Raw genomic sequence first — 22,450 nt, forward strand, 5'->3', positions numbered from 1 at the left:
CCTGTATGACGGATAGTAACCTGTATAATGAAAGAAACAAAATAGTCAAAGGGGGACTTTTCTTATGGCACAACATCACTTCCATTTAAAAGCTGACTGGCCAGGTTTACGGAATGATATAGGAACAATCGATGCGGGAAATTTAAAGACGGAGATTTCAATTCCACCCGAAATGGACGGGCCGGGAATTGGTACAAATCCGGATGAAATGCTGCTAGGTGCAGCGGCGACATGTTATATTATTACACTTGCGGCTATGATGGAGCGAAGTAAATTGGAGAAAGTCGCCTTGACGATGGAGTCAGTTGGTGTTGTCGATGTAACGAACGGTGTCATTACATATAAAAAGATTATTCATAAACCAGAAATCGTATTGAAAAAGGACGCAACTGAAAAGGATGAAGCACTGGCACACAAGCTTGCGGAAAAAGCTGAAACGTCCTGTATGATTAGTCGTGCTATCAAAGGAAATGTAGAAATTGAGTTAGATACAACTGTAATAAAATAGAATGCTAAGATGTTCAAAAACCGTGCTCTATGGAGTACGGTTTTTTTATACAGAAAAATAAGATTGTATTTAATGTAGATGAAGTGTATATTTGTTTATATAAAAACAGTGTGGAGAGAAAGGTGTTTATGTTTAAATGGATATGTCACTAGATTACCCGGTAGAAGTTATGGAAAAGGGATACATCGAAGAGAATCGTTATTATCGCTGTTTATTATGTGGTGAAGAAGTTGAAAAAGGGATCATTTATCCTGTAGGAGATGTACTTTTCACAGATTGGCGTTATATGGAACACCATATTGAAAGGACGCATGGCAGTGTTTTTGAACGATTACTCTCAGGTGGTAAGGAACAGACGGGGCTGTCCGACCAACAGTCGAAATTGCTTTCTTTGATTTACGCAGGAAAGACAGATAAAGAAATTCAACAGGAACTGAAAATCGGAAGCATGTCGACGATTCGTAATCATCGTTTTTCATTACGCAAAAAAGAAAAACAAGCAAAAACACTGCTGGCTCTCATGAATTTAGTGAAACGGCAACAAGAAATCGTAACAGATGAACCGAATATCGATAAGCCGAATGAGAAATCATTTGAACCTTCAACAGAATTAGCGCGCTATTTCTCTGAGGAGGATGGGCGTTTGAAAACACTACGTATGAAAGAGCAAGAAAAAAATCGCCTGCTAGCAGAAATTGCGTTGCTCTTCAAACCGAATAAAGTGTATTCAGAAGGTGAAGTCAATGCAATTTTGGTGACGATCTTCGAAGATTATATGCTGTTACGGCGGGAGATGGTCGACCGTGATGTGTTAACGCGTAATGCTGAAGGAAGTGCATATCGCCTTGTGCAAAGTCTAGAAAAAGGAGATGTCGATGAAATGGATTTTAAAAAAGAAATGAAATTGAAGGCGAAAGAAGATAAACCGAGTTATGGAATATTTCAAATCAAGAATGTAAAGAACGGGAAGCTTTTTGTAAATTCGACACCGAATTTCAAAACATTGAACGGATTAAAATTCATGTTAACTACCGGTGGGCATAAAAATAAAGAACTACAAACCGATTGGGATGAACATGGAAAAGACAATTTTGAAATTGAAATACTTGAAACGATAGATGAAAAGGATTGGCAGGGGATTAGTAAAAGTAAAATCCTTGAGAAGCAGTTGGATAAGTGGGTAGAAGAGTTACAGCCATATGGGGAAAAAGGATACAATCGTATTAAAAAAATGTGATAGACAGTTAAGAAGACACGTCTGTTGATTAACCATTTATTTGTATAAAACACCGTTGAGTAAGGCTTGGGAAATCCATTTTCACTGGACCATTTCCGGCTCGCTTTCGGCGAAATAATCACGACAGTTTTACCGAGGGGCATGCGTCACTTCTGGTCACGCTCTTTCCATTAATCTTGTTGAGAATAGTTGCCTGTCGCGTACCTACAATGTTCAAGTGAAAAATGCAGTTATGTTTTAAAGAAGCGAATAGATGACTTTGTATAGAGATTGTAAGTGCCCGAAGATGCAATTTCGGGCACTCTTTCACGTTGTACAATGTTGTTCCTTGCTTACTTTTAGCAAAGATTATGCATGTAATCATGTGGTCCTTTATATAAAGTGACACTTCTTTACTAGTCAAAAAGACGGCAATACACAGTTATGTGTATTGCCGTCTTTTTCATGTCTACCAAGGCGCTTCTGCTTTTCTTAAAAGATAAGAAAGTATACATTTTTTTGACTTATAATAGTGTCTAGCTCCAGGCGCCAGCCGCTCGGAGGCCCACAGGATGTGGGTCACCTAGCCATTGCCGCAGGACGCGGCGTACTTAGGCTAGGTTCCTTGAAAGCAATCCAGCTATGTGGCAAAGAGCGCCACGTCGCTGGATCGACTTATGCCTGTCGCGTCTAGAAGGCGCCTTCCGCTTTTCTTGTGTTCACTTATTTGGCGTATCCTGTTCAGGCTTTTTAATTGGCACGAGATTAAAAATATCATGATCTTCAAAAGCATCAACAAGACGATCAAGCCAATCGTAATAATCTCGTAGGTATAGTAATTTTTCAATATCTATAGTTACTTCTTCTCTCAATTCATCATCTATCGCGGGATCGTTCACAAGTCCTTCCAGTTCAGCCAAAGATCTTCTTATTGCAGCTGAATGAAAGGAAACAGATCTTCTCCACTTTATTGAAAATAGGTCGATAAAGCTTTGATACCAATCATCCTTCACTTGATAAAGGTCTTTTCGGACCCCTCTTTTCCAAGCACGTTCCACTAACTTCAAATCGGATAGTGCTCTGACAGATGTGCTCATGCTCGTTTTGCTCATCCCGAGTTCTTCTGTCATGTCATCCAATGTTAACGGCTCATTATGAAAAAACATCGTGCCATACTGTCTTCCAGCAGAAGGTGTAAGACCATAAAGATGTATATTTTGTGCGATGGATTCAATAATCCGCTCACGAGCTTTTTCAAGTTTTTCATTACCGTTCATACAACGTCTTCCCTCCACTATAACCGGCATTTATTAACCGATCCAGCTCATTTCTTATAGCGTATTATATCCTATCTTAAAAAGCAATTCGTAGCAATAAAAGTTCGTACAGTTTTTTCTGTACAAACCATTTAAATTGAGAAAACGGTTGTAATGCAAAAAAAAGACAGCTATACTAGAAGACATTCGTCAGTTTTTAAAATATAAGGAGTGTATGTATGAGTGATCAGATTGCCAGTAAGAAAATCGAAGTGATAAACACCACAAAGATTTTCGGTAAAAATGCGAAGCGGGCTTCCCAGCTTCTAAAAGAAGGAAAAACAAAAGGTGAGATTTTGAAAGCGACCGGCGCAACAGTCGGGGTGAAAAATGCATCATTCGATGTGTATGATGGTGAAATATTCGTCATTATGGGATTGTCAGGTAGCGGAAAATCAACGCTTGTTAGATTACTGAATAGGCTGATTGACCCAACAATGGGCAATATCCTGCTAGACGGTGAGGACATCGTCGGGATGAATAAAGAACAACTCCGTAATGTAAGGCGTAAGAAAATTGGAATGGTATTTCAAAACTTCGCACTCTTTCCCCACAAGACGATTCTTGAAAACGCGGAATATGGCTTAGAAATCCAAGGAGTAGCGAAGGCAGAACGTCAAGTCAAAGCGAAAGAATCCTTAGGACTAGTCGGACTTGCAGGATATGAAGATCAATTCCCTAGCCAGTTGAGCGGAGGCATGCAACAGCGTGTTGGTTTAGCGAGAGCGCTAGCTAATGGACCAGATATTTTGCTGATGGACGAAGCATTCAGTGCGCTTGATCCGTTAATCCGCAAAGATATGCAAGACGAATTATTGCAACTTCATAATGATATGGGGAAAACAATTATTTTTATTACGCATGACTTAGATGAGGCACTACGTATAGGCGACCGCATTGCATTGATGAAAGACGGGGAAATTGTTCAAGTGGGTACGCCCGAAGAGATATTGATGAGTCCGTCAAATGAATATGTAGAACGCTTTGTTGAAGATGTGGATCTATCTAAAGTATTGACAGCGGGACATATTATGAAAAAAGCAGAGACAGTTCAAATCGACCGTGGAGCGAGAGTAGCTCTTCGAATGATGAAACAACTTGGGATATCTTCAATTTACGTTGTCGATAAAGCAAAGCGTCTTTTAGGTGCGGTCACGGCTCAAGATGCGAGTTCGGCTATTGAAACAGGGAAGACACTTGAAGAAATAATGATTACCGACCTTCCGATGATTCTTCTGGATACCGTACTAATCGATCTGTTCGATATCGTATCGACAGCGGTTATTCCGGTTGCTGTCGTTGATGAAAATAACAAGCTTCAGGGAATTATTATTCGTGGTGCATTGATTGGTGCATTATCAGGTGATAATCAGTTTATCAATAATAACGGAACTTTCGATTCCGATGAACAAACGGATACGGAGGCGAAGATAAATGGATAAATATTTACCTCGTTTGCCATTTGCGGAGTGGATTGACAATGGAGTCGATTGGCTCGTACTTACTTTCGGTACAGTGTTTGACGGAATTTCAGATTTTCTCAAAGGAATAGTTGAAGGATCAGTGGAATTGCTCGATATCGTGCCATCTATTTTACTTGCCGTGTTATTTGCCTTGCTTGCGTGGTTCGTATCTACTCGCCGCATTGCCATATTTACATTGTTCGGCTTGCTGTTCATCGATTACTTGGGCTATTGGTACCCGATGCTGCAAATGCTAGCGCTCGTACTCACCTCTGTATTCTTCGCGCTGATTATCGGTATTCCAGTCGGTATTTGGGGATCACAACAAGCGACAGCAAGAAAAATTATCAATCCCTTATTGGATTTGATGCAAACCATGCCGGCATTCGTTTATTTATTGCCAGCTATATTCTTCTTTAACATCGGGGTCGTCCCAGGTGTTGTGGCATCTGTTATCTTCTCAATGCCGCCAACAATTCGTTTGACAATGCTTGGAATTGAACAAGTTCCGAAAGATTTAATCGAAGCGACAGAAGCATTTGGTTCTACAACTTGGCAGAGATTGAGCAAAGTACAAATTCCGCTTGCAAAACCGACAATTATGGCGGGTGTCAATCAAAGTATTATGCTTTCCCTATCGATGGTCGTTATTGCATCGATGGTTGGTGCGCCAGGGCTTGGTGAAGAAGTTTACCGAGCTGTTACACAACTGAAAACGGGTGTCGGTTTTGAAACCGGATTGTCCATCGTTATCGTAGCAATCATTTTAGATCGCATCACGCAACACGCAGGAAAGAAAAAACAAGGGGGAACTAAACTATGAAATTAACAAAAAAAGTATTAGGACTTGGAGCGGTTGCACTGCTTGCAGTCGGACTTGCTGCATGTGGCAGTGACAAGAATGAAGCAGACGGAGACTCCACGAAAACAGTTGGTGAATCAGTAGACTATAAGATTACAGGTATCGATCCAGGTGCAGGTATCATGGAAGCTACTGAAAAAGTGCTTACAGAATATGACCTTACAGATTGGGATCTTACAACAGGTTCAAGTGCGGCAATGACAGCTTCACTGAAAAAAGCATATGACAAAGAGCAACCGATTATCGTTACAGGTTGGACACCACATTGGAAATTTGCGAAATACGATTTGAAATATCTTGAAGATCCAAAAGGTGTGTACGGTGGGGAAGAGCAGATCCGTACAATCGGAAGAATCGGATTAGCAGAAGATCTGCCAGAAGCGCACCAAATCTTATCGAAGTTCAACTGGACTGAAGAGGATATGGGAGAAATAATGGTAGCTATTCAAGAAGGTGAAAAAGAAGACGCGGCAGCACAAAAATGGGTTGAAGCAAATGAAGAAAAAGTGGCTGTATGGACTGAAGGCGTTGAAAAAGTGGACGGCGACAAGATCAAACTTGCTTACGTTGCATGGGACAGTGAAATCGCTAGTCATAACGTCATGAAACTTGTTTTAGAAGATATGGGTTATAAAGTGACATTAACACAAGTTGAAGCAGGTCCATTATGGACTGCAGTTGCTGACGGTAGTGCAGATGCATCGCTTGCAGCTTGGATGCCATTAACACATAAAACATATGCTGATAAATTCGAAGGTAAATTCGAAGAGCTTGGCATCAATATGGAAGGTGTCAAAGTAGGTCTTGTTGTACCACAATATATGGACATCGATTCGATTGAAGACTTGAAGAAATAAACAACAGAATTCTACTTCTATTTAAACGTAAATCGTTTTTCTAATAGTATAAGACTTGCATTAGCTAGCGTAATAACTAGGACAATGAACCCGGAAGAACGCTGTAATATGCAGCGGTTTTCCGGGTTTTATTGAGTGTGATTCTTATGATATAAGCTTCGAACTGAGAATGCAGAATGAACAGTATCTACACAAATTGAACGGCAAAAAGGTAAGTAAAATGGAAGTATTGTGCTTTCCTATTCATGGTAGTTATTGCTTCAATGGCTGTTACACAATTGGTACCGGATCGTAGCAATCATTTATTGCATCACGAAACGCGCAGGAAAGAAAAAATAAGGGGGAATTAGACGATGAAATTATCAAAAAAAGTATTGGGACTTGGGGCAGTTGCTCTACTTGCAGTTGGACTTGCTGCATGTGGCAGTGACAAGAATGAAGCAGACGGAGACTCCACGAAAACAGTTGGCGAATCAGTAGACTATAAGATTACGGGTATCGATCCAGGTGCAGGAATTATGGAGGCGACTGAAAAAGCGCTGGTAGAATATGAACTTAAAGATTGGAAGTTGACAACAGGTTCAGGCGCAGCTATGACAGCTTCACTAAAAAAAGCATATGACAAAGAACAGCCAATCATCATAACGGGCTGGACACCACATTGGAAATTCATGAAATTCGATTTGAAATACCTTGAAGATCCAAAAGGTGTGTATGGTGGAGAAGAACAAATCCGTACAATCGGGAGAATTGGTCTGCAAGAAGATTTACCAGAAGCACATAAAATCCTATCACAGTTCAAATGGACTGAGGAAGATATGGGAGAAGTTATGGTAGCGATACAAGAAGGTGAAAAAGAAGAAATAGCGGCACGAAACTGGATCGATGCAAACGAAGAGTTAGTGGCAGAATGGACAAATGGTGTGGAGAAGGTGGACGGCGATAAAATTAAACTGGCTTATGCAGCATGGGACAGCGAAATCGCAAGCCATAACGTCATGAAACTTGTTCTGGAAGAAATGGGCTTTAAGGTTACATTGACACAAGTTGAATTAGGCCCGCTATGGACTGCGGTAGCTGACGGTAGTGCAGATGCATCACTTGCAGCTTGGTTGCCAATTACAGCTAAAACATACGCTGATAAATTCGAAGGTAAATTCGAAGAACTTGGCGTCAATATGGAAGGCGTTAAGATTGGTTTAGTGGTACCGAAGTATATGGACATCAATTCAATTGAAGACTTGAAGAAATAAGTAATAGAATGTCAGTGTTATTTAAACGCGAGCAATAGGATAATGAACCCGGAAGAACGCTGCAATTCGCAGTGGTTTTCCGGGTTTATTATATGTTGCAAATGCAATGGTATTCTTATTTCATCATATATAGAAGACTCAGCTCTGTTCAATCAGACTGAGTCTTTTTTGATTTTATGGCAGCAGTATGATAACTTTAAGTCGGCACGTATAAACAAACTCTTCGGGGCAAGGTGAAATTCCTTACCGGCGGTGATCGAGCATAGCTCGTCAGTCCGTGACCCGTCCTTCCTTGCTTGGAAGGCGGTGGAGCTGGTGAAATTCCGGCACCGACAGTTATAGTCTGGATGGGAGAAGTTGTTTGGATATACGTGCTGTGCTTGCAGGCTCTGCCCTTTCAAAAAACGAAAGGGGGAATGCCAATGGACCCTCAACATTATATGAGACTTGCTCTTGAACTGGCGCGTAGTGCACAAGGACAAACCTCGCCAAATCTACTTGTTGGTGCTGTTTGTGTGAAAGACGGCCGGATTTTAGGGGCTGGTGCGCACTTGAAAGCTGGGACAGCTCATGCTGAAGTGCATGCGCTGGCAATGGCAGGTACGAATTCTATTGGTGCGGATCTATACGTGACACTGGAACCGTGTGCCCATACTGGGAAAACACCCCCGTGTACAGATCTCATTATTTCGTCTGGAATTCAACGTGTTTTTGTTGTGTCTATCGATCCGAATCCCTCCGTCAATGGAGCGGGAATCGGGCTTCTTAAAGTTGCTGGGATTGAAGTCATTACCGGCATTTTGCAGGAAGAGGCAGAGCAGTTAAACCAAGCATTTTTTCATTTCATCAGATACGGGAAACCATACGTTACCTTGAAAGCCACCGCACCTCTTAACGGTAGACTTTCAACGCAGAACGGGAACAGCAAATGGATTACTTCGGCTGCATCACGAACCGATGTCCATCACCTCCGCCATACCCATGATGCTATTTTGGTAGACGTACAAACCGTACTTCACGATAACCCTTTCCTCACCACCCGTTTGCCCCATGGTGGAAAGAACCCAATTCTAATTATTTTAGACCAGCATCTCAGGACGCCAAATCAGCGAAGGTTGTTACAGACGGCGCTGTAGAAACAGTTATTTTCACACTCGATTCAACACATTCTGAAACTACTTTTTTTGAACATCCTTTAGTTTCAATTAAAAGGATTTTAGAAAACGTATCTTTTTTGAATGAAGGTTTAAAACGTTTTGCTGATAAAGAAATCATGACGTTGTTCGCTGAAAGCGGTAGCAAAGTTCATTTCAGTTTCATCAATGAAGGTCTCAGATGAACTGTATTTGTATATGGCTCCGAAATTAATCGACAACGGTTCTTCATTGTTCGTGAATGATACTTGGAACCTGATGGCAGAAGGTGAATCCCTGCGTTTTTTAGATGTGCGACAAATAGGGGACGATATCAGCTTTCATGCCAGGTTTCTGAAGGAGGATTGACAGCAGTTGTTTACTGGGATTATTGAAGAAGTAGGAACAGTTTCAGCGGTTAGGCCAGCAGCGAATTCATTGCAACTATCAATCCGTTGTAGCAAAGTGCTTAGCGATGTTAAAAAAGGCGATAGTCTGGCGGTGAATGGTGTCTGTTTGACGGTATCAGATTTCTCGAGCAATCATTTTACAGCTGATGTCATGCCTGAAACTGTTAAAGCGACAACGCTTCAAGCATTGCGTACGGGAAGTCCAGTTAACTTAGAACGTGCGATGGCGGCGAATGGTCGTTTCGGCGGACATATAGTCAGTGGACATGTCGATGGCACTGGCGAAATTGTTTCGGTTAGACAAAAAGAAAATGCAATCTATATGGAAATCAGTATCGCAACTAAATTATTGAAGTATTTTATCCCAAAAGGTTCAGTAACTGTGGATGGAACATCACTTACTGTATTTGGTGTGACGAGTATTGGTTTTATCATCTCATTAATTCCAGTCACGCAAGGTGACTCAATCATCGGCCGAAAACGGGCTGGGGATCTAGTGAACGTAGAATGCGATATGCTCGCGAAATATATAGAACGGCTAATAACTACAGACAAAGAGAATCCAACTGGCGGTTTAACAATGGATACCCTTATCGCCAGTGGATTCCTCAGTTAAGGGGGCAAAGCAGATGTACTCTACCGTAGAAAAAGCAATTGAAGAACTAAAAAAAGGAAAAGCAATTATTGTCGTTGACGACGAAGACCGAGAGAATGAAGGTGACTTTGTTGCACTTGGTGAATTCGCTACACCCGAAATGATTAACTTTATGGCGACGGAAGGCCGTGGATTGATTTGCGTGCCGATAGACGAAGAGAAATCGCGACAGCTTGAACTCGGACTTATGACAGAAAATAATAGTGATGTGCACGGAACTGCATTTACAATTAGCATTGATCATGCGGATTGTCATACTGGAATCTCTGCATTTGAACGGTCGGAAACAGTATTAAGGATGCTAGGGACTGAAGCAGGTCCAACAGACTTTAGAAGACCAGGACATATATTTCCGCTAATAGCGAAGTCTGGCGGCGTCCTAAAGCGCTCTGGTCATACAGAAGCTGCTGTAGACCTCGCGAAGCTCGCGGGAGCAGAACCGGTCGGCGTCATATGTGAAATTATGAACGTCGATGGGACAATGGCGAGAGGTCCACAGTTGAAAGAGATAGCTGAACGATTTGATCTTGTTATCTTAACAATTCAGGAACTAATTGCTTATCGTCGCATCAATGAAAAACTTGTTGAGCGCATTGTAGATATTAGTCTGCCAACAGATTTTGGAGATTTTAAAGCAGTCGCTTTCGTTGAAAAAGAAACAGGGCATGAACATATTGCTTTGGTAAAAGGTGATATCGAAGATGCTGAAAATGTACTCGTCCGCGTTCATTCGGAATGTTTGACAGGCGATGTCTTTGGCTCATGTCGATGTGATTGTGGTCCGCAACTTCAAGCTGCACTTGCGCAGATTGAAAAAGCCGGAAGAGGCGTCTTACTCTATATGCGTCAGGAAGGTCGTGGAATAGGTCTCGTCAATAAAATGAAGGCCTACAAGCTGCAGGAAGAAGGATACGATACTGTTGAAGCCAATGAGAAATTAGGATTTCCAGATGACCTTCGAGATTACGGCATCGGTGCACAAATACTGCGGGATCTCGGTTTAACGTCGATTCATCTTCTGACGAACAACCCGCGTAAAATTGCTGGAATAGCAGGACACGGGTTAGAAATAACAGAGCGCATTCAAATCGAAATGCCTGTTAAAGTGGAGAACAAAATTTATATGGAAACAAAGAAAAATAAAATGGGACACTTATTGCATAATTGAGGGGGAATAATGATGAGAACAATTTATGAAGGACATTTAGTTGGAACAGGGCTTAAAGTTGGAATCGTGGTAGCAAGGTTCAATGAATTCATTACAGGAAAATTACTAAGCGGAGCGGAAGATGCATTGCTTCGTCACGGAGTAGCCGACAGTGATATCGCGGTTGCTTGGGTGCCAGGTGCCTATGAAATTCCGCTAATAGCGAAGAAGATGGCGGCTTCCGGTAAGTACGATGCAGTTATCACACTTGGAACAGTTATCCGCGGAGCAACACCGCATTTCGACTATGTGTGTAATGAAGTGGCTAAAGGGGTCGCGGCCATCAATCTGCAGGAAGGCATCCCGGTTATTTTCGGTGTCTTGACAACAGATACGATTGAACAGGCAATTGAACGTGCTGGAACGAAAGCTGGAAATAAAGGATGGGATGCAGGGAATGCAGCGATTGAGATGGCAAATTTGTTGAAACAGATATAATCGTTGTTAAATAGAAGGCACAGTTTTCGGTTATCCGGAAACTGTGCCTTTTTTAATATTTCAACACTCGCGTACATGTTAGTTAAGGAAATGTAGTAGTAGAGTGAATAATGTGGTTAGTTTTGAGAATTCCGAGGTATAAAGAATAAAGGAAAGGTTTTTTGAGGAAACTATTTTTTGACGAAGTGCATACAATGTTGTATGATGCTAATAACCAAGTAAGTTAATATGAATTAAGGAGAATGGGTATGAAGAAATTAAGTTTACGGGTAATTCTACTATTTACAGCAATCATTTTACTTGCTGCATGCGGAAACGCTAATAAAGGAAATACAAGTGGTAGTGATGAGTCTAAAGGAAACAGTGATTCAGGAAAGAAAACGGAAGATTTACTTGCTGAAATACAGGATGAAGGCAAGTTAACAATCGGGACAGAAGGAACATATCCACCATTTACATTCCATGATGATAAAGGGGAACTTACAGGTTTTGACGTTGAAATCGCAAGAGAAATAGCGAAACGACTCGGGGTAGAGCCTGTATTTCTAGAAACGCAATGGGATGCGATTTTCGCAGGGCTTGACTCTAAACGTTTCGATATGATTGCAAACCAAGTAGGGATTCGTGAGGACCGTATTGAGAAATATGACTTTTCGGAACCGTACATTTCATCATCTGCAGTCCTCATTACAAATACTAGTAATAAAGATGTGACAAGCTTTGAAGATATTAAAGGGTTAAAGTCTGCGCAGTCATTAACGAGTAACTATGCAGACACTGCAAGATCTTACGAGGCTGAAATTGTGGGTGTTGAAGGATTTAATCAAGCTATTGAGCTCATCAATTCCAAACGTGTAGATGTAACGATAAATGATAATTTATCTTACTTAGACTTTATAAAGCATAAACCAGATGCACCTGTTCAAATTGTAGCGACAGCAGATGACGTTTCACAAAGTGGTTTAATGTTTAGAAAAGGTAATGAAACACTTGTTAACGAAGTAAATAAAGCATTAAATGCAATGATTGAAGACGGAACATACTTAAAAATCTCCGAGAAATGGTTTGGTGAAGATGTCCTTAACTAATATTTTAGCTAACCCAGAGAAAGTACAAAGACTTCTAGATATTGCCCTTACATCCCTCTGGCCATTGCTGGAGGGAGCTCTTTACTATACGCTTCCTTTAACGTTTCTTTCTTTTTTCTTTGGAATTATTCTTGCAGTATTAACTGCGTTAGGAAGAATATCAACAAGCAAGCCGCTACAAATTATCGCAAGAATTTATGTATCTGCAATTCGTGGAACGCCTTTACTTGTACAACTATTTATTTTGTTTTTCGGATTGCCAACGGTCGGAATAGTTATAGATCCATTTCCAGCCGCCGTCTTCGGATTTTCATTGAATGTAGGGGCGTATGCTTCAGAAGTAATTCGCGCAGCAATACAATCGATACCGAAGGGACAGTGGGAGGCAGCACATACGATTGGCATGAACTATACTCAAACGCTTAGGCGAATCATTCTACCGCAAGCAACGAGAGTATCTATCCCGCCTTTATCGAATACATTTATTAGTCTTGTGAAAGATACATCGCTGGCATCGCTTATTTTAGTGACAGAAATGTTTAGAAGGGCTCAAGAAATCGCTTCTGCAAACTATGAGTTTTTATTACTTTATACTGAAGCAGCGATTATCTACTGGCTCATTTGTTTTATCCTTTCCTTAATTCAAGACAGAATTGAACATCGGCTGGATCGATATGTGGCTAAGTGATAAGTTGAAAAAACAACTGTTAGAAGGTGCAAACTATGATTTCAATAAAAGGCTTGTATAAAAAGTTCGGGGACCTTGAAGTGTTAAAGGGAATTGATTTGGAAGTGAATAAAGGGGAAGTCGTAGTTGTCATAGGTCCATCAGGCTCTGGTAAAACGACACTGCTTAGATGTTTGAATATACTGGAAGTCCCGACAGCCGGGACTATAACCCTTGATGGCCACGAAGCAGACTTTTCTAAACGTGTAGCAAAAAAAGAAATTGACTATTTTAGAAGTGAAACAGGTATGGTGTTTCAGAATTATAATTTGTTTCCTCATAAGACTGCTCTTGAAAATGTGATGGAAGGGCCAGTCATCGTAAAAAAAGAAGCTAAAGATGTAGCACGGAAAAAAGCTGAGAACTTGTTAAATAAGGTTGGATTAGGTGATAAGTTCGACTTCTATCCTTTTCAACTATCAGGGGGGCAGCAGCAGCGGGTAGGGATTGCAAGGGCGTTGGCATTGGAACCAAAAGTAATGCTGTTTGATGAGCCTACATCTGCGCTAGATCCTGAATTAGTCGGTGAAGTGCTGCAGGTCATGAAAGATCTTGCCAATGAAGGAATGACCATGGTTGTCGTTACACACGAAATGCGTTTTGCACAAGACGCAGCCGACGAAGTTATTTTTATAGATAATGGAAAAGTAGTTGAGCGAAATAAACCGAGCGAACTATTTACAAATCCAAAAGAAGAACGAACCCGACAGTTTTTGAACTTAATTTCATAACTAAAATATACGAAAAGATAGCCGATACGCTTGGTTATCTTTTTTGTCTCAGATCGAGAACCTCGCTAAAATTGTTAACAATAGTTATGATAGAGGAGATGTTATTTTATGAAATGAGGCGATTTACATGAGTGAACAATCAAATGTAGTACTACCTAAAAAAACGTGTACGATTGAAAAGCTAGTTACGATACCCAAAGATGTTAAAAAAGTGCTGAATGGCGAAAAGACAGCTACTCGCCGTAATGGTGTTTATGCAGATCTTGGTGAAATTATGGTACTCGACGGTAAAGAGTTTAAAGTAGATACAATTTATTCACAGACGCTCGGCGAAATGACGGACGAACATGCACAACAAGAAGGTTACACAACGATGGAAGAATACAAACACTCTATTCTCGCGATGCATGATAAAATGCCATGGTTACCGGCGATGAGTGTTTGGGTGCATGAATATAGCCCAGTAGAGAAATGATGTTCTGAATGAATTCAGGAATCTATGGCGCGATTGTCTTTTTGCATGTTATCAGTGCTGTCCTTGCCATAGGTCCATTATTTCTATTGATGCCGATTATTAAGCGAGTGCGTGGCGTTGAAACGGACATTGAGCAAGTCTACTTGTCTATTATCAATGTCATCATTCGCTTGGTCATGCATGCAGGACATGTTCTCGTCTACACGGGTGTCCTTCTATTGGTATTTGGACCTTGGCCATGGTATACGTCATGGGTAATCATGACGCTTGCTGTTTTGCTACTATCTGGAGTTTTCCTAGCAAGAGGATTTACGGTTGTGCTACGAAGATTTAAGAATCCAGATGCTGATAAAAATAAGATACTTGATCGTTTAAATGGTACTTCATGGCTCTATATCGGCCTTATGCTAATCATGCTCTGGCTCATGGTTCAAAAACCGATGCTTTGGTAGATAACCCGCGATACATAGGAAAAGACGTGCATCTAATTGGTGCATGTCTTTTTTGATATTTAATTCTACAAGCATTTTGCCATAGCTTATGGCAATTGATGAAACTGTCATGGCAAGTACACGAACTGTCATAGCAATTGATGAAGCTGTAATGGCAAGTACAAGAACTGTCATGGCAATCATTAAAACTATCAGTGAAAGCCTGAACTGTCATGGCAATCGATGAAACTGTAAGGGCCAGTACGCGAACTGTCATGGCAACCATTAAAACTGTCAGTGTAAGCTTGAACTGTCATAGCAATCGTCAAAACTGTTGGGATGAGTCAACCTATAACCACTTGTAGGTAAAGCAGGCACATTATTTCATATATTCGACTCCTTTTTGAAAGTAGTTCGTCTAGTAAGAGTGAGGGGGCGGGGCAGTGGGGCAAAGTCTAGAACAGCTTTATGTAGAATATAGTGATCGCATTTATCGATATATCTTTTTACAAGTCCGTCAGAAGGAGTTGGCGGAAGATCTGACCCAAGAAACTTTTTATAGAGCGTTCAAAAATATTCATACGTTCAATAAACAAGCTAGTATGTCGACATGGCTTTTGAAGATAGCTAGAAATGCTACGTATGATCATTTCAGGCGGAAAAGGATCATTCGATTTTTCAGTCTTGATAAAGAGGTAAGTGTGGATACAAGCAATCTTTCGCCGGAAGATGAATTACTGAAAAAAGATCTGAATACAAGGTTGTACAATGCACTAACTAGTTTGAAGCCAACCTATCGTGACGTCCTTATTTTACGGAAAATCAACGAAAGCTCGATCAAAGAAACAGCATATATCTTAGGGTGGACTGAGACAAAGGTGAAATCAACAATGGTGCGGGCATTTGCTGCGCTGAAAAAAGAAATGTACAGAATGGAGGGGGAGAACGGATGAATGACTTCGATGAATTTGATGGTGAGTTTAACGAGTTGAAGGATGTTGATAGATTAGAAACTGATCGAATGATTAGCTTGGAGAAAGTCATTGCTAAAAGTGGAAAAAAGAAATTTATCATGCTCCCACTAATTTTTTCTAGCTTTGCCATCTTTGCTGTTGGACTATTTTTAATGATGACGATTAAAGAGTATACATCTGAAGTTGAAAGTCAGAAAACAATCATTGATGATCAATCCGTCCCTGAAATTCCAATGGTCGAAGTAGAGTCAAATATGATCACTGTAGAATACGGAATAGATAATATGGACAAAGGAAATCACGATTATGAAACAATAGGTACTGGAAAAAGAATTGTAGTAGAGCCAAGAGTCTCTGGCTTTCAACGCGGGGACGTTATTTATTTTGCAACACCGAAGTATTCAAATGGAAATCCAAATTTAAATCTAGCAGGGAATTATATATCAAGAGTTGTGGGCTTACCAGGAGAGAGAATTGAAATTAGAGAAGGTCAGCTATATATTGATGAAATGAAACTAGAGTCTTTTTATTCATTTCCAACCGTAAGAGGAATGAATAAGGAAAAGTATTTTGAAACAGTCGATTCTCAAAATTCCTCTATGACTGAAGAAGATTTTGAAGAAAGCATGGAAGCCATTTTAGTACCAGAAGGCACAGTATTTGTGCTGGGGGACCAGTGGTGGAGAAGTATAGACAGCCGTCACTTCGGACCTTTATCATTAAGCAAAGTGGAAGGGAAAGTAATAGGATATGGAATTGAATAATAAAATAATATGCCTGATAGCCTATTATTTAGGGGATCATAAATAGTTTAAATTTAAATCGTCTGTAATTGAAAAAAGCTCACCAAGTCACATTCATTGTGATTTGGTGAGCTTTTAACATCATAAGTTACTTTGAACATAGGACAGACGTTGTGCAATTTCATTTGCAATTTTCATGCCATGAAAGCGTCCGTCTTCAATGTAAACACGATTTGTAATGCCACCCGTTACAACGCCAGAAAGAAAAACGTTCTTGACATTTGATTCATATGTCTCTTGATTAAAGGAAGGAACTAATGAAGAGAGGTCAGTTTGAATTCCAATGCTTTGAAGCAGAGAGATATTGGGTTGATAACCGATGAGGGAAAATACATAGTCATTTTGAAGTGTAACTGTTCCGTCAGAAGAGTTTATGCGAATAGTTGATTCATCGATAGCAGCAATACTGGAATTGGGATGAAAATCAATTTTTCCTTTTTTAAGAAGGTTACGCATATCTAATAACAACGATGGTTTAATGCCTTCTAAGACAGTTTCTCCACGATGGATAAGTGTAACCTTGGCCCCATTACGATAAAGATCAATAGCAGCTTCAATTGCTGAATTTTTACCACCCACAACTGTAACATGTTGTCCATAATAGAGGTGACCTTCTTTATAGTAATGTGATACCTTCGCTAGATTATCTCCGTCTACACCTAGTTGTCTTGGCGTATCGAAAATTCCTGTTGCAATAACAATCATCTTCGCTTCGTAAGGAATGGTGTTGCCATTACGATCTTCTGCGTGGACAGTAAAGGATGCTGCATTCTTTGAAATAGAATTAACCTTTTGATAGCACTTAATATTAATTTCTTGTCTCTCAGTTACAAGACGATAATATTTTAATAGTTCAGTTCGATTTGGACGGACATCTTGAGATAGGAATGGAATGTTGCCGATTTCTAAGCGGTCAGAAGTACTATAGAAAGTCATGTGTAATGGACAGTTGACAATGGAATTGACAATCGCCTCTTTTTCAATAATCACATAAGAAAGTCCTTTTTCTTGTAGAGCAAGACCCGTTGATAAGCCACACGGACCACCGCCAATAATAACAACATCATACATACAATAAATATCCTCCTTAAAGTTTTACATAAACAATGGTTAAAAGCATTAATTTTTTAGGAATGTTGCATGCATGAATAATGCAACAATGCTGTATAAGCCTTGCCCGTTAGTATGCTCAGACGAGTGGGAAGAAATACTTAATTAATTGTATATAACTTGTTTTACGCACTGGAAAAGGAGTTAATATATTTTGCTAGCGAACTATCCTATAAGACCTTGCCTCATTTAGACATACCGAGCATGAAAGTTTTCATGATTTAGGTGATACAGCAAGACTTCTATACGATTTTCATGCAATAACTGGACAATGGGAAGAAAGCAAAGCACAAAACGAGAAAAATCACCTTGATTTAGCAAAGGAATTAAAAAACAGTGGAAGCTATGATTATATAGTGAATCGGATGTTAGGAAATGGATTATTCTGAAATTTAATAGAAACTATTAAATAGATGGAGTATAATAACAAGTATTCGTGATTATAAGTCAAGATTAAAGTTGTATACTTCACTATTAAATTGAAAATTCTTAAGTTTTTTGGGCTATCTAAATTATGAAAAAAGGGGATAATTAATGATGAAACGATTAGAAAAGGGAGATACAATCGGTATATTCACACCATCTTCACCCGCAACTGTTACTGCGTTGCAACGGTTTGAACGTGCAAAAGCATTTCTAGAATCAAAAGGGTTTGTTATTGTAGAAGGTAGATTGACAGGACAGTCTGATGTTTATCGTTCTGGTTCACCTAAAGCACGCGCAGATGAACTAAATGAGCTATTAAGAAATCCGAATATAAAGATGATTATGTCCACAATTGGTGGCACGAACTCTAATAGCATGCTGCCATATATTGATTATGAAGCATTTAAGCAAAATCCAAAGCTAGTCGTTGGTTATTCTGATGCAACGGCTGTTTTACTCGCCCTTTATGCAAAAACAGGTATCTCAACATATTATGGACCTGCTTTAATACCTTCGTTCGGTGAATTTGAACCACTAGTAAATGATACTTATCAATATTTCGAACAATATTTTATGAAAGAGACAGAGCTACCTTATGAAGTGCCAATGTCTCCATTTTGGTCTGATGAGCCTGTGAACTGGTTAGAAAAAACGACAGAGAAAACGCTTTTTAATAATAAGTGGGTGACTGGACATAGTGGTGTTGCAGAAGGACGATTAATAGGTGGCAATGTGAATTCGATGTATGGATTTATTGGCTCTTCTTATTTCCCTACAATTAAACAAGGCGATATTTTATTAATTGAGGATTGTATGAAAAATGCCTCAATTGTTGAGAAGAATTTTGCAATGCTAAAAGTGCAAGGTTTTTTTGATAAAGTTGCTGGTATTATTTTAGGTAAACATGAACAGTATGATGATTTAGGTACTGGCAAGCAGCCATTGGACTTACTGATAGAGCAATTAGATGGGATGGATATTCCCATTTTAGCTGAGTTCGATACGTGCCACACCCATCCAATGCATCCATTAGCTATTGGCAAACAAGTGAAGTTAGATACAGGTGCCAAAAAAGTATTTTGCACGGAAAAATGGTTGTGAAATTTTCAGTATCTGAAACTTTTGTTTAACAGAAATAGAAATAATTTTTGACGATAAGCAATAACAACAAATTGATTATTGAAATGTTGAATTATGTAATTTGTTGTTTATTGCACCAAATGGACAGGTTAGTGGAAAAAAGTAAAAATGCTCAATAGTAAAAGGGCAAGATAGATCTGATGAAACAGGATAAACAAATAGATAGGTCGAGCAAGCTATTCGCATTTTTATATAGCGTTTTCATAGCAGCACCTTTCTATAGCATATCAGGCATTGCTTCTTACCTGGAAGAATAAAGGTTGAAGTTGCCAGAAATGAGAATACTTTTGATATTGAAATTTCCAGCAATGCTATCCTTGGAAAGAATTTGATGTAACAATTTAAAACAGCGGAAAATAAATATGGTCGGGGGAGTAAAGGCACTATTTTTCTTTTTTAACCAATGACTATATACTAGTTTGGGTGTTTTGAAAGCAGGACATTAAGCGGTGTCACTATACTACTCTATGAATCTTTTGGTACTTCATATTGCCATCTATTAGACTATGTGGTATATTTTTTGATAGTTATAGGCAAACCTATTGAAAAGTAGGGACGCAAAGCTACAGGTCTAAAGTAATTATTACTATGACGGCTGAGCTGCTCAAGAAACGCTAGATAATAGTCTAGTTTTTTTATTTGCCTATTTCATTGTGAAATGGGCCTTTTTTTATGTGTAAAGAAAGATACAAAAATTGAAGAGGAGGAAATAATTATTATGCGTTTTTTTAAAAACATGTCATTAAAGTATAAGCTTTTACTTACAGTTTCTATTATTGTTTTAGCACTTTTTACTGTTCTAACGACACAAAGTATTTCTCAATTGAACGGCCAGTTAGAAAATGACCTAGAACAAGAGTTAAAAAGTGTTGGCTTATTGACAGCCATGAACCTAGATTCCAAAGATATAGATGGTCTATTGAAAGTTCAAGGGGAAGACGATCCTGAATTTTTGAAAATGCAAAGTACCTTGGATGGCATAAGGGAAGAACAGGGAATCATGTTTTGGAGTTATATATGGGAGATGGAGGATAATGGTGTCACTCCTATCGGCTATACGGAAAATTTGAATGAAGCGTATGAAGCGGGGGAATTGTTTACTGATCTTGCTCCTGTCCATGTAGATACTGCTAAGCTCGCAATTAAAAATGATCAATCAGAGGTAACAAGCATCTTTGAGGACTCATTCGGATCATGGCGAACAGTTTTCAGCCCTCTTAAAGATGAAAGCGGAAATACAATTGCAGTGTTAGGAATTGATTACTCTGCGGATTATATTGATACCATCATTAAAAAAAGTGTTACAAAACAGATTATTATTGCAGTAATCGGAATTTCAATCTTATTAGTATTGCTGTATTTTACAATTGATCGGCTTCTATTACCACTTAAAAAAGTGGTCATTGTTGCAGACCAAGTGGCAAATGGAGAATTGAACGATGTGGATCTCCAGATTACAAATGATGAAGTTGGACAACTTTCACAATCGATAAAAACAATGGTTTCAAATTTGCAACATGTCATATTAAACATTAGAAATACATCTGATCACGTTGCATCATCAGCCAATCAGCTAACTATGAATGCGACAGAATCGTATATTAGTTCAACAAACGTTTCGAAAGAAATGAAGAATATCGCTCAAAATGCTGAAACTTCTTTGGTGATGACTGAAGAAACAGCAGCTGCAATGGAAGAAACAGCAGGTGGCATACAACAAATCGCTGATTCAGCCAATACGGCTTCTGAATCGTCTCTGACAGCCTCAATTGCTGCTGAACAAGGAAATAAGGTTGTCCAACAGGTGATTGATCAAATGCAATTAATTAATACATCTGTAGAACAAATAGAGGAAACTATTAATGGTTTACATGCTAATTCTAATAAGATTAGCGACATTGTGAACATTATTACTGCTATAGCAGAGCAAACAAATTTGTTAGCACTAAACGCTGCTATTGAAGCAGCCAGAGCTGGTGAGCATGGTAAAGGATTTGCTGTCGTTGCAGATGAAGTAAGGCGTTTAGCTGAACAATCATCTCAGTCGGCTAAAGAGATTTTCCAACTAATTCATATGATTCAAACGGATTCTAATGCATCTGTAACCGTGATGGAAAAAGGAAAAGAAGACGTAAGAGTGGGAATGGATTATACGAATGAAGTAGGCGAGATATTTAAAAGGATTGTACAATCTGCAGATGAAGTCGCAGATCAAATCCGGGAAATTTCTGCTGCATCTCAAGAAATTTCTGCATCCTCTGAAGAAGTAGTCGCATCCGTTAATAATATTAAGAAAACATCTCAACAATCTACCGAGTTTTCATTGAATGTCTCACAAGCTACACAAGAACAATTGGTGTCGATGCAAGAAGTGAAAGAAGCATCTGCTTCATTAGGCCAAACTGCGGAGAAGCTGCAGTCCCTAATTACAAACTTTAAATTGGAGAGTGAAGATTAATGGATTTAAAGCTTACCGGTAAAAATGTTCTCATTACAGGCTCTAGTATGGGGATAGGCAAGGCAATTGCTTTAGCTTTTGCTGAACAGGGAGCAAATATTTTAATAAACTATATTGGCAGCGATCAAGAGGCGGAAACAGTTCGTCTACAAGCGAAGGACCATGGCGTGAATGCACTAAAATATTGTGCGGATGTATCTGACTCTAAACAAGTGCAGGATATGTTTCAGTATATGGACAACCAGCTAGGAGCAATAGATATTCTTGTCAACAATGCCGGGTTTGCACAGAATGCTCCTATTACAGATTTAACTGATGAGCAGTGGGACAAAATGATAAAGGTTCATCTTTACGGAAACTTTTATAATTGCCGAGAAGCGGCGAAAAGAATGAAGGAAAAAAATAAAGGTAAAATTATTAACATCTCTTCAGATATAGGAAGTCTTGGGTGTGAAGAATTCACCCATTATTCAGCGGCAAAAGGCGGTATTAATGCTTTTACAAAAGCTTTGGCAAGAGAGTTGGCACCGAATATATTGGTCAACGCTGTGGCGCCTAGTGGAACATATACTGGCATTCTCGAAGCTTTCGGTGAAAACTATATCGCGGAAGAGTCAGCGAAATATCCACTAAAGCGCTTGGCTCAACCTGAGGAAATCGCCAAAACTGTGTTATTTTTAGCATCAGAAAATGCGGATTTTTATACAGGTCAAATACTAACTCCAAACGGTGGAGTAGTTATGAACGGATAAAAGATAGATGAGGAGCA

General features: G+C 39.5%; 23 protein-coding genes and 2 riboswitches. Of the genes, 20 read left to right on the top strand and 3 right to left on the bottom strand.

Features of this window, described 5'->3' with window-relative positions; all coding sequences use genetic code 11:
* Positions 1 to 64 precede the first annotated feature (64 nt).
* Both ACGLYD_RS03775 and ACGLYD_RS03780 read left to right on the top strand, forming a co-directional pair.
* Entirely contained in the window at positions 65 to 508 is a 444-nt protein-coding gene (locus tag ACGLYD_RS03775) for an OsmC family protein (protein ID WP_187047171.1), read from the top strand.
* Positions 509 to 644: 136 nt separating this feature from the next.
* Complete coding sequence (locus ACGLYD_RS03780; protein ID WP_067207168.1) at positions 645 to 1,745, top strand: DUF2087 domain-containing protein; 1,101 nt, start codon at positions 645 to 647, stop codon at positions 1,743 to 1,745.
* A 698-nt stretch (positions 1,746 to 2,443) separates the two neighbouring features.
* On the opposite strand, the gene ACGLYD_RS03785 is transcribed toward ACGLYD_RS03780, so the two are convergent.
* Positions 2,444 to 3,001: a GbsR/MarR family transcriptional regulator gene (locus ACGLYD_RS03785; RefSeq protein WP_187047173.1), complete on the bottom strand. Its 558-nt coding sequence runs from the start codon at positions 2,999 to 3,001 to the stop codon at positions 2,444 to 2,446.
* Positions 3,002 to 3,219: 218 nt separating this feature from the next.
* On the opposite strand from ACGLYD_RS03785, the gene ACGLYD_RS03790 reads away from it, so the two are divergent.
* From ACGLYD_RS03790 to ACGLYD_RS03850, 13 genes are all read left to right on the top strand, one after another.
* Positions 3,220 to 4,482 carry a glycine betaine/L-proline ABC transporter ATP-binding protein gene (locus tag ACGLYD_RS03790; RefSeq protein ID WP_342537827.1) on the top strand — a complete coding sequence of 421 codons (1,263 nt, stop codon included), beginning with the start codon at positions 3,220 to 3,222 and terminating at the stop codon, positions 4,480 to 4,482.
* The gene (locus ACGLYD_RS03795) at positions 4,475 to 5,326 is read left to right on the top strand and encodes a proline/glycine betaine ABC transporter permease (protein ID WP_067207181.1); all 852 of its coding nucleotides are present in this window, start codon (positions 4,475 to 4,477) and stop codon (positions 5,324 to 5,326) included. The genes ACGLYD_RS03790 and ACGLYD_RS03795 overlap by 8 nt, the downstream gene beginning before the upstream one ends.
* The gene (locus ACGLYD_RS03800; protein ID WP_340741736.1) at positions 5,323 to 6,222 is read left to right on the top strand and encodes a glycine betaine ABC transporter substrate-binding protein; all 900 of its coding nucleotides are present in this window, start codon (positions 5,323 to 5,325) and stop codon (positions 6,220 to 6,222) included. Before ACGLYD_RS03795 ends, ACGLYD_RS03800 begins: the two co-directional genes overlap by 4 nt.
* A gap of 353 nt (positions 6,223 to 6,575) precedes the next feature.
* Entirely contained in the window at positions 6,576 to 7,475 is a 900-nt protein-coding gene (locus tag ACGLYD_RS03805; RefSeq protein ID WP_399631458.1) for a glycine betaine ABC transporter substrate-binding protein, read from the top strand.
* 215 nt (positions 7,476 to 7,690) lie between these two features.
* A riboswitch (FMN riboswitch) is annotated at positions 7,691 to 7,838 on the top strand.
* Between the two features lie 59 nt (positions 7,839 to 7,897).
* A complete protein-coding gene (gene ribD / locus ACGLYD_RS03810; RefSeq protein WP_399631462.1) occupies positions 7,898 to 8,611 on the top strand; it encodes a bifunctional diaminohydroxyphosphoribosylaminopyrimidine deaminase/5-amino-6-(5-phosphoribosylamino)uracil reductase RibD in 714 nt (237 codons plus the stop codon).
* Positions 8,612 to 8,983: 372 nt separating this feature from the next.
* Positions 8,984 to 9,634 carry a riboflavin synthase gene (gene ribE / locus ACGLYD_RS03815; protein ID WP_399631464.1) on the top strand — a complete coding sequence of 217 codons (651 nt, stop codon included), beginning with the start codon at positions 8,984 to 8,986 and terminating at the stop codon, positions 9,632 to 9,634.
* Positions 9,635 to 9,647: 13 nt separating this feature from the next.
* Positions 9,648 to 10,841, top strand: coding sequence for a bifunctional 3,4-dihydroxy-2-butanone-4-phosphate synthase/GTP cyclohydrolase II (locus tag ACGLYD_RS03820; protein ID WP_338653065.1), 1,194 nt, complete (start codon positions 9,648 to 9,650; stop codon positions 10,839 to 10,841).
* Positions 10,842 to 10,853: 12 nt separating this feature from the next.
* Positions 10,854 to 11,318: a 6,7-dimethyl-8-ribityllumazine synthase gene (gene ribE / locus ACGLYD_RS03825; protein WP_067207194.1), complete on the top strand. Its 465-nt coding sequence runs from the start codon at positions 10,854 to 10,856 to the stop codon at positions 11,316 to 11,318.
* Between the two features lie 248 nt (positions 11,319 to 11,566).
* Positions 11,567 to 12,406 (top strand): amino acid ABC transporter substrate-binding protein, encoded by an 840-nt coding sequence (locus ACGLYD_RS03830; RefSeq protein ID WP_399631467.1) that lies wholly within the window; start codon positions 11,567 to 11,569, stop codon positions 12,404 to 12,406.
* The gene (locus ACGLYD_RS03835; protein ID WP_067207199.1) at positions 12,393 to 13,094 is read left to right on the top strand and encodes an amino acid ABC transporter permease; all 702 of its coding nucleotides are present in this window, start codon (positions 12,393 to 12,395) and stop codon (positions 13,092 to 13,094) included. Before ACGLYD_RS03830 ends, ACGLYD_RS03835 begins: the two co-directional genes overlap by 14 nt.
* 35 nt (positions 13,095 to 13,129) lie before the next feature.
* On the top strand, positions 13,130 to 13,864 hold the full coding sequence (locus ACGLYD_RS03840; protein ID WP_067207201.1) for an amino acid ABC transporter ATP-binding protein: 735 nt from the start codon (positions 13,130 to 13,132) through the stop codon (positions 13,862 to 13,864).
* A 127-nt stretch (positions 13,865 to 13,991) separates the two neighbouring features.
* Positions 13,992 to 14,339, top strand: coding sequence for an ASCH domain-containing protein (locus ACGLYD_RS03845; RefSeq protein ID WP_399631471.1), 348 nt, complete (start codon positions 13,992 to 13,994; stop codon positions 14,337 to 14,339).
* An 8-nt stretch (positions 14,340 to 14,347) separates the two neighbouring features.
* A complete protein-coding gene (locus ACGLYD_RS03850; RefSeq protein WP_067207205.1) occupies positions 14,348 to 14,791 on the top strand; it encodes a hypothetical protein in 444 nt (147 codons plus the stop codon).
* On the opposite strand, the gene ACGLYD_RS03855 is transcribed toward ACGLYD_RS03850, so the two are convergent.
* On the bottom strand, positions 14,747 to 14,974 hold the full coding sequence (locus ACGLYD_RS03855; RefSeq protein ID WP_399631474.1) for a hypothetical protein: 228 nt from the start codon (positions 14,972 to 14,974) through the stop codon (positions 14,747 to 14,749). The genes ACGLYD_RS03850 and ACGLYD_RS03855 overlap by 45 nt on opposite strands.
* A 239-nt stretch (positions 14,975 to 15,213) precedes the next feature.
* Between ACGLYD_RS03855 and ACGLYD_RS03860 the strand changes: the two genes are divergently transcribed.
* Complete coding sequence (locus ACGLYD_RS03860; protein WP_399631477.1) at positions 15,214 to 15,723, top strand: RNA polymerase sigma factor; 510 nt, start codon at positions 15,214 to 15,216, stop codon at positions 15,721 to 15,723.
* Positions 15,720 to 16,508, top strand: a complete 789-nt coding sequence (gene lepB, locus ACGLYD_RS03865; protein WP_399631479.1) for a signal peptidase I — start codon at positions 15,720 to 15,722, stop codon at positions 16,506 to 16,508. The genes ACGLYD_RS03860 and lepB overlap by 4 nt, the downstream gene beginning before the upstream one ends.
* A 120-nt stretch (positions 16,509 to 16,628) precedes the next feature.
* Here the strand turns inward: lepB and ACGLYD_RS03870 are convergent, their stop codons facing one another.
* Positions 16,629 to 17,618, bottom strand: coding sequence for a YpdA family putative bacillithiol disulfide reductase (locus ACGLYD_RS03870; RefSeq protein WP_340741743.1), 990 nt, complete (start codon positions 17,616 to 17,618; stop codon positions 16,629 to 16,631).
* 576 nt (positions 17,619 to 18,194) lie between these two features.
* Between ACGLYD_RS03870 and ACGLYD_RS03875 the strand changes: the two genes are divergently transcribed.
* The 3 genes from ACGLYD_RS03875 to ACGLYD_RS03885 all read left to right on the top strand — a co-directional run bounded on the left by ACGLYD_RS03875 (position 18,195) and on the right by ACGLYD_RS03885 (position 22,433).
* On the top strand, positions 18,195 to 19,184 hold the full coding sequence (locus tag ACGLYD_RS03875) for a S66 peptidase family protein (RefSeq protein ID WP_340742586.1): 990 nt from the start codon (positions 18,195 to 18,197) through the stop codon (positions 19,182 to 19,184).
* 561 nt (positions 19,185 to 19,745) lie between these two features.
* Positions 19,746 to 19,831: riboswitch (cyclic di-GMP riboswitch) on the top strand.
* A 110-nt stretch (positions 19,832 to 19,941) separates the two neighbouring features.
* Positions 19,942 to 21,681 (top strand): HAMP domain-containing methyl-accepting chemotaxis protein, encoded by a 1,740-nt coding sequence (locus tag ACGLYD_RS03880; RefSeq protein ID WP_340741745.1) that lies wholly within the window; start codon positions 19,942 to 19,944, stop codon positions 21,679 to 21,681.
* Complete coding sequence (locus ACGLYD_RS03885) at positions 21,681 to 22,433, top strand: SDR family NAD(P)-dependent oxidoreductase (RefSeq protein ID WP_187047182.1); 753 nt, start codon at positions 21,681 to 21,683, stop codon at positions 22,431 to 22,433. The genes ACGLYD_RS03880 and ACGLYD_RS03885 overlap by 1 nt, the downstream gene beginning before the upstream one ends.
* Positions 22,434 to 22,450 lie beyond the last annotated feature (17 nt).

It is taken from the genome of Sporosarcina sp. SG10008, from assembly GCF_044569405.1.
GTDB classification, from domain to species: domain Bacteria; phylum Bacillota; class Bacilli; order Bacillales_A; family Planococcaceae; genus Sporosarcina; species Sporosarcina psychrophila.

Coding starts and splice junctions, on each gene's coding strand:
- ACGLYD_RS03850 (WP_067207205.1), top strand. CDS start 14,348: ATGAATTCAGGAATCTATGGCGCGATTGTCTTTTTGCATGTTATCAGT.
- ACGLYD_RS03840 (WP_067207201.1), top strand. CDS start 13,130: ATGATTTCAATAAAAGGCTTGTATAAAAAGTTCGGGGACCTTGAAGTG.
- ACGLYD_RS03835 (WP_067207199.1), top strand. CDS start 12,393: ATGTCCTTAACTAATATTTTAGCTAACCCAGAGAAAGTACAAAGACTT.
- lepB (WP_399631479.1), top strand. CDS start 15,720: ATGAATGACTTCGATGAATTTGATGGTGAGTTTAACGAGTTGAAGGAT.
- ACGLYD_RS03830 (WP_399631467.1), top strand. CDS start 11,567: ATGAAGAAATTAAGTTTACGGGTAATTCTACTATTTACAGCAATCATT.
- ACGLYD_RS03775 (WP_187047171.1), top strand. CDS start 65: ATGGCACAACATCACTTCCATTTAAAAGCTGACTGGCCAGGTTTACGG.
- ACGLYD_RS03875 (WP_340742586.1), top strand. CDS start 18,195: ATGAAACGATTAGAAAAGGGAGATACAATCGGTATATTCACACCATCT.
- ACGLYD_RS03790 (WP_342537827.1), top strand. CDS start 3,220: ATGAGTGATCAGATTGCCAGTAAGAAAATCGAAGTGATAAACACCACA.
- ACGLYD_RS03855 (WP_399631474.1), bottom strand. CDS start 14,974: ATGATTGCCATGACAGTTCTTGTACTTGCCATTACAGCTTCATCAATT.
- ACGLYD_RS03785 (WP_187047173.1), bottom strand. CDS start 3,001: ATGAACGGTAATGAAAAACTTGAAAAAGCTCGTGAGCGGATTATTGAA.
- ACGLYD_RS03820 (WP_338653065.1), top strand. CDS start 9,648: ATGTACTCTACCGTAGAAAAAGCAATTGAAGAACTAAAAAAAGGAAAA.
- ACGLYD_RS03795 (WP_067207181.1), top strand. CDS start 4,475: ATGGATAAATATTTACCTCGTTTGCCATTTGCGGAGTGGATTGACAAT.
- ribE (WP_067207194.1), top strand. CDS start 10,854: ATGAGAACAATTTATGAAGGACATTTAGTTGGAACAGGGCTTAAAGTT.
- ACGLYD_RS03780 (WP_067207168.1), top strand. CDS start 645: ATGGATATGTCACTAGATTACCCGGTAGAAGTTATGGAAAAGGGATAC.
- ACGLYD_RS03845 (WP_399631471.1), top strand. CDS start 13,992: ATGAGTGAACAATCAAATGTAGTACTACCTAAAAAAACGTGTACGATT.
- ACGLYD_RS03805 (WP_399631458.1), top strand. CDS start 6,576: ATGAAATTATCAAAAAAAGTATTGGGACTTGGGGCAGTTGCTCTACTT.
- ACGLYD_RS03885 (WP_187047182.1), top strand. CDS start 21,681: ATGGATTTAAAGCTTACCGGTAAAAATGTTCTCATTACAGGCTCTAGT.
- ACGLYD_RS03800 (WP_340741736.1), top strand. CDS start 5,323: ATGAAATTAACAAAAAAAGTATTAGGACTTGGAGCGGTTGCACTGCTT.
- ACGLYD_RS03870 (WP_340741743.1), bottom strand. CDS start 17,618: ATGTATGATGTTGTTATTATTGGCGGTGGTCCGTGTGGCTTATCAACG.
- ACGLYD_RS03880 (WP_340741745.1), top strand. CDS start 19,942: ATGCGTTTTTTTAAAAACATGTCATTAAAGTATAAGCTTTTACTTACA.
- ribD (WP_399631462.1), top strand. CDS start 7,898: ATGGACCCTCAACATTATATGAGACTTGCTCTTGAACTGGCGCGTAGT.